Consider the following 9,540-nt stretch of genomic DNA (forward strand, 5'->3'; position numbering starts at 1 on the left):
GGCGGGGCATTCCCCGCCTCTTACACCACATCTCTGCGCGCTACCTAGCTGTACATTATCAAGGCACTATTTTGCCGTAAAATAATGTGACTGGATTTGCAACAGTACTCATATTTGGCATTTTTTGTCCTCCGGGGCTAGCGAAGGTCAAAAACAGAGTGCGCATTTGTTAAAACTGCCGACTCGATGCGCTTTGCGTCACAATTTTTGAGCGAGGCGATGCGTTCTGAGGTCCTTGTGAGCGATTTGATGAGCGACTGCGCGCTTGTTTCTGTGTTTGCCTCCGCTGGTGCATCGGTCTCGAGCAGTAAACGATCGAGTGGAATCTGTCGTGCGTATTCGCGTCCTCGTTTAGACGCGAGCATGCGTTCGTTGACGGAAAAATAACAGTCCGCATCACGCGCGCGGACGAGTTCGTCCGAAGTGCCGCTAAACCAGTGGAAGATGATAACGGGGGAGTCGGGGTTTGGGATGAGTAGTCCATGCGATTCGAGGACGTCCAGTACGGCTCCTGCCGAACGAACGGCGTGAATTGATATCACGCGCCCGGTAAGAGGATGCTGCACGAGTGTATCGCAGAGCCGGTCAAATGCCTGTATTTGTAGCGGCTCACTTCCGGCAAAGCGTGCGGAAAAGTCGAGTCCCACCTCGCCGATGTAGCGCTCTTGGGCAGCAACTTCGCAAAGCAGATCGACTTCGGCAGGACCGCAGCGGCCGTCGGCGAGCCACCAGGGGTGGAGCCCAACGCCAGCGATGATGCCTGGTAGGCGACGGGCGCGCTCGTTTGCGGCCGAAAAGTCGCGTGGGTCGACCCCGCAGTCAAAGAGCCCCAGACCCAACGCCGCCGACTCACTGGCTGCAGCATCGGGGCCGAGCATCAAATCAAGATGACAATGCGTGTCAAAGAATTGCGGTCCCATCGCAGGACATCCTGCTAGCCCAGGCGTTGGCCGTCGGCGCGCACGTGCTCGGTGCCGCGCCCACTGATCTGGCGAATGACCTCGCCGGCAATCATCTGGCCCATGATGGGCGGCATAAAGCTGGCGGTGCCCAACTCGGTACGCTCGTGGATGTTGGAAGGGTCGCGGGGCTGTGTCTTAACCGATTCCTCGCAGCTAAACAACACGTACAGGCTCTTGATTCCGCGCTTCTTACATTCTTTGCGCATAATGCGGCTCATGGGGTCACGTACCGTATCGAAAATGTCGGCAAAGCGGAGGCACTCGGGATGGAGTTTGTTGGCCCCGCCCATGGAGCTAACCAAACGAATGCCGCGGTCCTGAGCATATTTGGCAATGGTGAGCTTGGCCGAGATGGTGTCGATGGCGTCGACGACGTAGTCGAGCTTGCCGTCCATCTGCTCCAAAACGCTCGCGAAGAAATCATCGATGTTGTCGCTCAGCAAGTATTCAGTTCGCTTGATGACGGTGGCGGCGGGATTGATGTCGTGGATCATGGTTTCCATCACGTCAACCTTGCGCTTGCCGACAGTGCTGTGAAAGGCGATGGCCTGGCGATTGATATTGCTGGGCGCGATGATGTCCTTATCCAGAATGATGAAATGACCGATGCCGCCGCGGGCGAGTGCCTCGCAGCAGTTGGAGCCCACGCCTCCGCAGCCGAGCACCAGCACCGTAGCATCGGCGAGCTTATCGAGTGCCTCGCGGCCCATGATGATCTCGAGCTTGGTGTCGCGTGTCTCGTTGGCGGCTGCGGCAGCGGTTTCGGTCATAGACATCCTCCGATGGGGAAGCGAATCGTGTTTTAGCTATTGCCATTATAGGTAATCGCCCATAGGTTGCGACGGCGCTTACTTTGATGTGGTTTGAAGCATTGAGATTAGATAGTTAGACAAACATCTAAACATCGAGTATAGTGTGCACGTCATGAGAGATGATGAGAGGAGGTCTTATGCCGGGAGAGGGTTTTAAGGCGCTTGCCGATCCAACGCGACGGCGCATTTTGGAGTTGCTGCGCGAGGGCAATTGCACGGCGGGGGAGCTTGCCGAGCATTTCGATATCAGTAAGCCGTCGCTGAGCCATCACTTGGCGACGCTCAAAAACGCCGGGTTGGTGACCGACGAGCGCCATGGCCAAAACATCGTATACAGCTTAAACACCACCGTCATGCAGGATTTGATTGGCTGGTTTATGGGCTTTACAAGCACGGAAGGTGATAAGGATGAATAACGAAAACAAGGGCATTCACCCCACGGGGGTATCGTCGCGCGTGTGGATTGCGCTGGTCGCTCTGTGCGTCGCCAATGTCGTAGCGCACCTCATGGTGATGCCGAGCTTGCCTGCGCAGATTCCCACGCACTGGGGCGCGAACGGCGCCGTCGACGGTTGGGGTCCTAGCTGGATGGCCCCCGCGCTCGGCGTGCTGCCTCTGGCGCTTCTCGCAATGTTCTGCGTGGTGCCGCGCATCGACCCCAAAGGTGAGGCATATCGAACCTCGGGCAAGTTCTATCAGGGCTTCGTAATCGCCTTTACCTTGTTCATGTGTGCCGTAAGCTGGCTGGGAGAGCTTACGGTCTGGGGCGTGGTGCCGGCGGTCGGTTCGGTCAACGTGCTGATTTCCGGTGCTATCGGTTTGCTGTTCATCGGCGTAGGCAACTACTTGCCGCGTGTGAAGCAGAACTATACGCTCGGTATCAAGACGCCTTGGGCGCTTGCCGATCCCGAGAACTGGCGCCGTACGCAGCGCTTTGGCGGTGCCTGCTTTATGGTGCTGGGTGTTGGCCTGATTGCGATGGGCGTGGCAGGTGCTGTGCTTTCGAATGAAGTCGTCGCCGCGGTGATTGCGGTTCTGGCGTTTGGTTCGGTCGGAGCCGTCTACGTCTACTCGTATCTGCTGTGGCGCAAATCTCAGCGGGCTGTTCGTTAAGGTTGCGGAAAACTAGCGTACGCAGTTCATGGTATGTTCTGGGGGATTTTTCCCAGGTAGTATTAGGGGGTATGGGCAACCATGCCCCTTTTTCGTTACGTTTCAGAGCTAGTTTTCTCATTTCGTTTCCACTAAGGCGAATCAAGAATAGGGAAACAACAGGTAGAAAGGATAAAACAGACAAATGGCGGAGTTTATCTACCAGATGAGGCCTATATAAAACCGCAGGTAGATAGCTTAATAATTTTGCCTTCAGACATTTCCGCAGGTAATATTTTCTACTAAATTTTCTACTCTTGTTAAAATGGAAGAGAAAGAAATCAGAGGGAGAAGAGGCCTCGGAAATGTTCTACACGTCTTGCGGTATTGATAAAAAGACTTCAAAAGGATGGCGTGGCTACCTTCTTTACAAAGATGAAGAGGGTAAGGCCAAAAAGAAATACAAGACGTTCAATACCAAATACAATCGAGACGCTAAGAAACTAGTGAACGAATGGCGCGATTATGAGGAAGAGCTAAGTAAGCGAGACATTCAATACACCACGGTTGAGAAGGCCATTCGTGATTACGTTGAAGGTCAATATGCTCTTGGGCAAATTGACACGGTCACTTACCAAAGAAATATCAGACAAGGCGAATATGCGATATTCCCCTACATAGGAGAAGAGAGCTTCTATGAGATTACGTCTGAAACCTTACAAAATTGGATTAATGCTTTAGCAAAACGATATGCCATGAGTTCAGTTCAGGGCTTCTACGCAATTTTCAACAAAGCGTATAAATCCGCATTTCATCAAGGCAAGATAGTTAAAGATGCTAGAGCTGGTTTGATTATGCCAAGAAATACTAGTAAGCATAAAATCGCTTATCTCGATAGCGAAGGTCTTAATAAGCTCTATTCGCTAATTGACGGTGGCGAGATAATAGGCGCTAGGAATAATAACCTCTATATTCCTATCTGCCTTGCGCTATACGGTGGTTTGCGTGCTGGTGAGGTATGTGCTTTAAGGTGGAATGATATTAATCTAGCGACAAACAATATCTATATCACTAAAGCAGAGAAGCAGATTAAAGATAAAGAAGGCAAAAATGTAGTAGTTGAAGGCGATACAAAGACCTATTCAAGAAGAACAGTACCAATGATGCCGCAGCTTAGAGATGCTCTGATAGCCGAGCAAAGACAGAGTAGACCAAACGAAAAGGACTATGTTTGTCATTGGAGAAATCCTAGGTATTTGGGCAGTGCTTTTCAAAAATGGTCAAGCCGCAATAAGCTAGATAGCGTCTTGGGAAAACCAATTACGTTTCATGGCCTTCGGCACACTTTCGCTACCCTTGGCGTTAAAAGCAAGATGGATATTAAATCGTTAGCATCTATCCTTGGTCATAAAGATGCGGCAATGACGCTGAACATCTACGCAAGCGATGATGAACAGGCCAAGCAGATTAATATTCAGAACTTGGGTAATCTGTTTGCGGAAAAACAGGATAGTGATTTCTAATGCAGCTGAGTGAGCTTTGGGATTACCAATCTAAGGTAATTCAATACAAGGAGTACATGAAAAATAAGATTTCATTAGAAGAAAAGTTTAACCCTGAGATGCTATTTTCGGCTGAAGAGGGTGCTTACATAGAGTTAAACAGGCTTCAAAAGCAAATGAACAGGGATGGAGGACAGGAGCCAAGCACAGGTGATTTGCTGTGTGTCGTAGAAGCGGAGACGCTTATTGAAATTGATAAAGGTCTACTTCTAAACGATGTAGAAAACTACTTAGGGCCGCAATTCTTTTTTTGGAATCGGATTCTAGACAGAATTGAAGGAGAATCCTACGTAGAGTTCTTCCATTTAGTTATCGTTCCAGCCTTTACGTTCCTGCTCTTAGAGATTCCAGAGTATATGCCAAATTTCTTCGATGAATCCAATTGTCTAGGCGATAGGGAGTGGGCAACGGAGTGCCTTACTTACGCCTATCAACTGTTGAATACTCAAGATAAAGAGCGAATTGAGGTAAGAGACAGGTTTCGCGAACAACTGTGGACAGATGATTACGCTAGGAATCTATTCAAATATATTCAATAGCCATAGAGGTCTAGTTTTCCCTAGATGCCTCAATAGCCCTATAGACAGTGGCCCTACTCAAACCGACAGCCGCACAGATTTCTGCAATGGACATTTCGCCTTTGCGATAAAGCTCTACCGCACGCTCCTTTGCGGCATTGCTTGCCTTGGGCCTACCCATCTTCTTACCTGCTGCCTTAGCAGCCTCATAACCCTCGCGCTGGGTTTCCCTGATTATTTCACGCTGGAATTGCGCTACAGCGGCACTAACGGTAAAGAAAAAACGACCTTGCGGCGTAGAGGTATCAATCTGTTCCTTGATTGAGTAGAGGTTTACGCCCTCAGCCTCAAATCTGTTAGACAAATCGAGAAGCTGCTTAGTGGAACGTGCCAACCTATCGAAAGATAGGATAACGACAGTATCACCTTTGCGGAGTCGCGAGAGCATATCGTCTAGAGCTGGACGCTCTGCTTTTGCTCCTGAGATTTTGTCGCAAAAGATGTTCTTGTCCTCAACGCCTGCCTTGTGTAAGGCTTCAATCTGCCTATCAAGATTCTGCTCGACGGTGGAAACTCTAGCGTATCCAAATTTCATTTTTGCCAATCTCCCGTCTAGATAGCGTCTCAATAACTCAAATTATAGAATATTGAGATACTAAATAAAGAGACGAGTTTTGAGAATTTCATTAGCAGGTATTTTAACGTTCTCTTAGTGTCTCAATGCGCCGTATCAAAAAGTATGCTGCTGAGACGGTGCTAAAGCGTTAGAACATTTTTCTAAAACGTGGGCAAAAATCTGTAATTCGTACAGTCTTTTTTTCAAATAGAGATAGAGGAAATCAATTCTATTGAAAGGAGACTGTTATGGCAAAAGATACGAAAGTAACCATTCGTATTTCTGAGGAAAAGAAAAAACTCTGGGAAGATTACTGTGATGCTCATGGAAAGGGTTTAACGCTTACAGGTCTAATTGAATTAGCTGTAGACGATAGGGTAACTAATGTAACGGAGTTCAGGGATAAGGCCGCAGGAACAGGTCTTTACTGGATTCTTAAACCTAATGGCGAATATCGCAAGCAATACGATTCTAGAGTTGAGCGTTTAGGCCGCATGGAAATCGAACGCCTGAACACCCATAAGCAAAATATCTTAAACGGCATTTACGACTAGTGCTGTTCTGCTATTCAGTAGATGCACTTAGTAAAAAGCCAAGCAATCCCAGTCCGTATCAAAGGAAAGAGAACTATCGACAAGACGATTTATCAATTGAAGATATAGCTAGACTTTGCGGCACTGGGCATTGTTGGCGTGCTGGTATCTACGATTTGAACAATGGCACGTTCAAGAAGAAGGACGCTCGGGCCACACAGCTGATAGCGCTTGATTTTGATAAGGTCGAGACAAGTCCATACAACGTAATAGAATACGCGGCGAACGTTGGTCTACCTGTTTCATTCTGGTACCCCAGCTTTTCAATGAATCCCGAAACTCTGAAAAAAGAAGCAAAAAGTGCGGATTCCACCTGTGTACTTATAAGTAATCTATTAAGTAGACAGGTGCAAAACGGCGATTTTGGGTCTAAAAACGGAACGTATAAGGATAGATGGAATTACCGCATTGTCTGGTGTCTAAAGCGTCAAATCAGCCCACGTGAATACGAATGCGTCTACAAAGCGCTCCTAGGTCTGTTTGGAAAATTCAGCCCTGATAGAGCCACAAAAGACTGCTCAAGGCTCTGGTACGGGGGCAAGCTGGGCTATGAAGTAGTTAACCAAGAACCACTTGAAATGGCCTTAATTGGGCGCATTATGGCCTTAGATAAGGTTTCCTCTGGTACTGAGCCGAATAAGGCAATGAAGCAAAAGAAGAACTTCATACCTGAGTATGCGGATATGCCAACGCCTGATGCCGTGCTGGTCAATGAGGGATGGTACCGCAAACTTCAGGGCCGTTGTAAGTTATGGGATAGATGGACTAAGGGCGATTACCTCGATTACAACGAACGCCTTGCACTATTCAGCAACCTTCGATTCCTTAGATACAGCGACAAGAATAGGTTTGTCCTTCAGGATGTTTTAAAGTTCTTCGTTCCCGAGACGTATGAAGGTCATACCTGCGATGAAGGACAGATTAGGCAGAAATTCAGAGATAGCAGTCTAAAGCCTTGTCCGATTGTCAAAGGGCCTTTAGGCGTATCGCAAACAATCCCAGAGTTTCTTTCTCAAAACATAGATATTCCAATAGTTCCCAATCTAAGCAAGGTTCCCTTAGAGAACTTAGATAAGTGGATGGACGAACATGTACCGCAGTTTCTAGATGATAGAGAAGCTGGTATTAAGATTCTTAAGTCACAAACAGCTTCGGGAAAGACCGAACGAATAATCAACTATCTTCTTACTAAGGTTGAACTTGAAAAGACCAAGGTGATTTATGCGGCACCCAAGCATTCAAATCTAGAAGAGGTCGAGACGCGCTTATTTAACAAGGCAACCTTTAATCAGATAGCACTGATTCATCGTTGTCCGCAAAAAGAGATAACTCAATCTGATTTACTCTATCTGCAATTAGGACTACCCGCAAAAACAAGAAGTGCCAAGAGAAAAGGCTTCATAGATAAGTTGTTCAGCCCCGATGAAAAGGGGCTGTTTCTATTAACTCACAGTCTGCTAACAAATCTAAGTAACTTGGATGCGGATTTGATTATCGTAGACGAAGAGATTGATTCGAGTTTAATCAAAGAGACGAAACTAGGTCTTACCAATCTAGCAACGACAATTCCCTTTCTAGACCTACAAACATCTCAAGAACTTACTAAGTTCATCAATGATGTTAAAGATAGAAAGCGTGACGAAGGTTTAGCCATTGACCTAACCATCTTACGAGAGAAAGTAGCGCCGCAAGTAGAAGAGCGGTTAGATAGTTACATTCAGTCAACTCAAACAAGCTCAATAGCAGTCGGTCTATTTGAGTGTTACAAGACAGACGGTAGGCTGTCGAAAGACAATGCTGGAAATAACTGTGTGCGAATGGTTCGTAAAAGTACGTTAATTGGCGATGCCAAGTTAAACGGTATTCCCGTTAGGGTGTTCACGGCAACGCCTTTAAGCAAGCGAACTGAAATGTACTACGGAGTAGAGATTGAGGTCATTGAAGCGCCGCTTGCAGAAAATAAGGGCAAGATTGTGCAGTTCTGCGGCCTTAGCGGTGCTAGAGGGATGCACAATGACAACTTTCCCAAAATTGCTCAGTACATAAAGGAAAAGTTGCCGCAGGAAGTAATAGACAAATCAATTCTGATTACCTTCAAGGGCAGTAAAGAGGAAGTTGATTTTTGGCAGAGCCAAGGATTCAACGTGGCTGAGAACAAAGGGAATCAAATACACCTGCTAAACAATAGCGGTCTAGATTGTTTTAAGGGTAAATCGCTAATAATCGCGGGTAAGTCCGATTTGCCTCAACAAGCCTATCAGGATTACTACGATGATTGCCATGAATCGCCGCAGGAACTTACGAGACAGAATCAGGTTATAGAGCTTAACGGCGTGCGGCAATCTCTATATCTCTTTGAGGATGAAGAGATGCGTAAGCTACAACTTCAAAACATCCAATCTAATACAGAACAGTCCGCAGGACGCGCTAGGGCGTTACGCGAAGAAGGTGCAACGGTCTATCTCTTTAGCAATCTGGTAATTAGGGATGCGGATGAAGTTATAGATAGGTAGAGAATAGGGGCGGGGTGTGTTACGGGATTCTCCAAAAGGGTTTGATTAAATACCGTCCACCCGCTCAACTTACCGACCAAAAGCAATTATTGAATTTCCGAAAAACGAATAGAGGTATCTATGAATGTAACTAAGTGTTATGCCCTTTGGTATACGGGTGATGGTATGCACAGAGTGCTGAATGCCGCAAAGCAAGAAGCCGTGATTACAGACGCTTACAACCTGCTAGGGAATGGAACAGTAACAGGTAAGCAAATGGCTGAGCGGCTTCTAGATAATCTAGAGTTCGACACCAAACAGCAAGAGCGTTACGCAATACAAATGCGTGATAAAGGCACTCTAGAAGCAACAAAGGCAACCAGCAGAGAGATAGACAAAGTTCACAGGCTTCTAGGTGATGAAATTCGTAGTAAATGGGATAAGCCCATGATTAGCAATGAGAAGCTAGAAAACGCCTTGTTCCTAGATGCAATACAAGATGAACTTCCAGACATTAAAAGAATGATACCGATTGAATTGAAGTGCGGTTAAAAATGGTTACATGTCTGCAGTTAGCCTAGGCATTAGTTGCAGCGTAAATATATTTAAGTAAATATTCAATCGAATTCTGTTATTCGGACTATTGGTAAGTGCGTTTAGCATTTTCTTGCACTTCGACAAGAATCCTTCTTCGCTTCATTGATTAGAGTTTTACGACCTTTACTGTTCTCTTAATTCGGAAACAAGTCTATTATTTGCTGTAAGGATTAGTCATTTTGCTTGAAAGGTCGAATTATGGCTGTCGCAAAGGAAAAGAAGCCTAAAAAGCCAGAGATTAAGTATCAAGCGGTAGCGCGCAGAGATGTGGTGTAAGAGGCGGGGAATGCCCCGCC

10 protein-coding genes are annotated in these 9,540 nt (G+C 46.8%); 7 read left to right on the forward strand and 3 right to left on the reverse strand.

Annotation, left to right across the window (positions count from 1 at the left end; translation table 11 throughout):
- Nucleotides 1–137: 137 nt before the first annotated feature.
- Both DWW12_RS09400 and DWW12_RS09405 read right to left on the reverse strand, forming a co-directional pair.
- A complete protein-coding gene (locus DWW12_RS09400; protein ID WP_117855808.1) occupies nucleotides 138–920 on the reverse strand; it encodes a TatD family hydrolase in 783 nt (260 codons plus the stop codon).
- Nucleotides 921–934: 14 nt separating this feature from the next.
- Nucleotides 935–1,732, reverse strand: a complete 798-nt coding sequence (locus DWW12_RS09405) for a ThiF family adenylyltransferase (RefSeq protein ID WP_117855809.1) — start codon at nucleotides 1,730–1,732, stop codon at nucleotides 935–937.
- A 179-nt stretch (nucleotides 1,733–1,911) separates the two neighbouring features.
- On the opposite strand from DWW12_RS09405, the gene DWW12_RS09410 reads away from it, so the two are divergent.
- The 4 genes from DWW12_RS09410 to DWW12_RS09425 all read left to right on the forward strand — a co-directional run bounded on the left by DWW12_RS09410 (nucleotide 1,912) and on the right by DWW12_RS09425 (nucleotide 4,967).
- On the forward strand, nucleotides 1,912–2,190 hold the full coding sequence (locus tag DWW12_RS09410; RefSeq protein ID WP_147345495.1) for an autorepressor SdpR family transcription factor: 279 nt from the start codon (nucleotides 1,912–1,914) through the stop codon (nucleotides 2,188–2,190).
- A complete protein-coding gene (locus DWW12_RS09415) occupies nucleotides 2,183–2,887 on the forward strand; it encodes an SdpI family protein (protein WP_117855811.1) in 705 nt (234 codons plus the stop codon). The genes DWW12_RS09410 and DWW12_RS09415 overlap by 8 nt, the downstream gene beginning before the upstream one ends.
- A 344-nt stretch (nucleotides 2,888–3,231) precedes the next feature.
- The gene (locus DWW12_RS09420; protein WP_117855812.1) at nucleotides 3,232–4,389 is read left to right on the forward strand and encodes a site-specific integrase; all 1,158 of its coding nucleotides are present in this window, start codon (nucleotides 3,232–3,234) and stop codon (nucleotides 4,387–4,389) included.
- Nucleotides 4,390–4,445: 56 nt separating this feature from the next.
- Entirely contained in the window at nucleotides 4,446–4,967 is a 522-nt protein-coding gene (locus DWW12_RS09425) for a hypothetical protein (protein ID WP_147345496.1), read from the forward strand.
- Nucleotides 4,968–4,977: 10 nt separating this feature from the next.
- Here DWW12_RS09425 and DWW12_RS09430 read toward each other — a convergent pair whose 3' ends face one another.
- A complete protein-coding gene (locus DWW12_RS09430) occupies nucleotides 4,978–5,541 on the reverse strand; it encodes a recombinase family protein (RefSeq protein WP_117855814.1) in 564 nt (187 codons plus the stop codon).
- A 269-nt stretch (nucleotides 5,542–5,810) separates the two neighbouring features.
- On the opposite strand from DWW12_RS09430, the gene DWW12_RS09435 reads away from it, so the two are divergent.
- The 3 genes from DWW12_RS09435 to DWW12_RS09445 all read left to right on the forward strand — a co-directional run bounded on the left by DWW12_RS09435 (nucleotide 5,811) and on the right by DWW12_RS09445 (nucleotide 9,199).
- Nucleotides 5,811–6,116 carry a hypothetical protein gene (locus tag DWW12_RS09435; RefSeq protein WP_117855815.1) on the forward strand — a complete coding sequence of 102 codons (306 nt, stop codon included), beginning with the start codon at nucleotides 5,811–5,813 and terminating at the stop codon, nucleotides 6,114–6,116.
- Nucleotides 6,116–8,668 (forward strand): hypothetical protein, encoded by a 2,553-nt coding sequence (locus tag DWW12_RS09440; protein WP_147345497.1) that lies wholly within the window; start codon nucleotides 6,116–6,118, stop codon nucleotides 8,666–8,668. The genes DWW12_RS09435 and DWW12_RS09440 overlap by 1 nt, the downstream gene beginning before the upstream one ends.
- 120 nt (nucleotides 8,669–8,788) lie before the next feature.
- Entirely contained in the window at nucleotides 8,789–9,199 is a 411-nt protein-coding gene (locus DWW12_RS09445) for a hypothetical protein (RefSeq protein WP_117855817.1), read from the forward strand.
- Nucleotides 9,200–9,540: the final 341 nt, after the last annotated feature.

Source organism: Collinsella sp. AF14-35, assembly GCF_003464565.1.
Classification (GTDB): Bacteria; Actinomycetota; Coriobacteriia; order Coriobacteriales; family Coriobacteriaceae; genus Collinsella.

Coding starts and splice junctions, on each gene's coding strand:
- DWW12_RS09445 (WP_117855817.1), top strand. CDS start 8,789: ATGAATGTAACTAAGTGTTATGCCCTTTGGTATACGGGTGATGGTATG.
- DWW12_RS09415 (WP_117855811.1), top strand. CDS start 2,183: ATGAATAACGAAAACAAGGGCATTCACCCCACGGGGGTATCGTCGCGC.
- DWW12_RS09430 (WP_117855814.1), bottom strand. CDS start 5,541: ATGAAATTTGGATACGCTAGAGTTTCCACCGTCGAGCAGAATCTTGAT.
- DWW12_RS09405 (WP_117855809.1), bottom strand. CDS start 1,732: ATGACCGAAACCGCTGCCGCAGCCGCCAACGAGACACGCGACACCAAG.
- DWW12_RS09420 (WP_117855812.1), top strand. CDS start 3,232: ATGTTCTACACGTCTTGCGGTATTGATAAAAAGACTTCAAAAGGATGG.
- DWW12_RS09435 (WP_117855815.1), top strand. CDS start 5,811: ATGGCAAAAGATACGAAAGTAACCATTCGTATTTCTGAGGAAAAGAAA.
- DWW12_RS09410 (WP_147345495.1), top strand. CDS start 1,912: ATGCCGGGAGAGGGTTTTAAGGCGCTTGCCGATCCAACGCGACGGCGC.
- DWW12_RS09425 (WP_147345496.1), top strand. CDS start 4,446: ATGAAAAATAAGATTTCATTAGAAGAAAAGTTTAACCCTGAGATGCTA.
- DWW12_RS09400 (WP_117855808.1), bottom strand. CDS start 920: ATGGGACCGCAATTCTTTGACACGCATTGTCATCTTGATTTGATGCTC.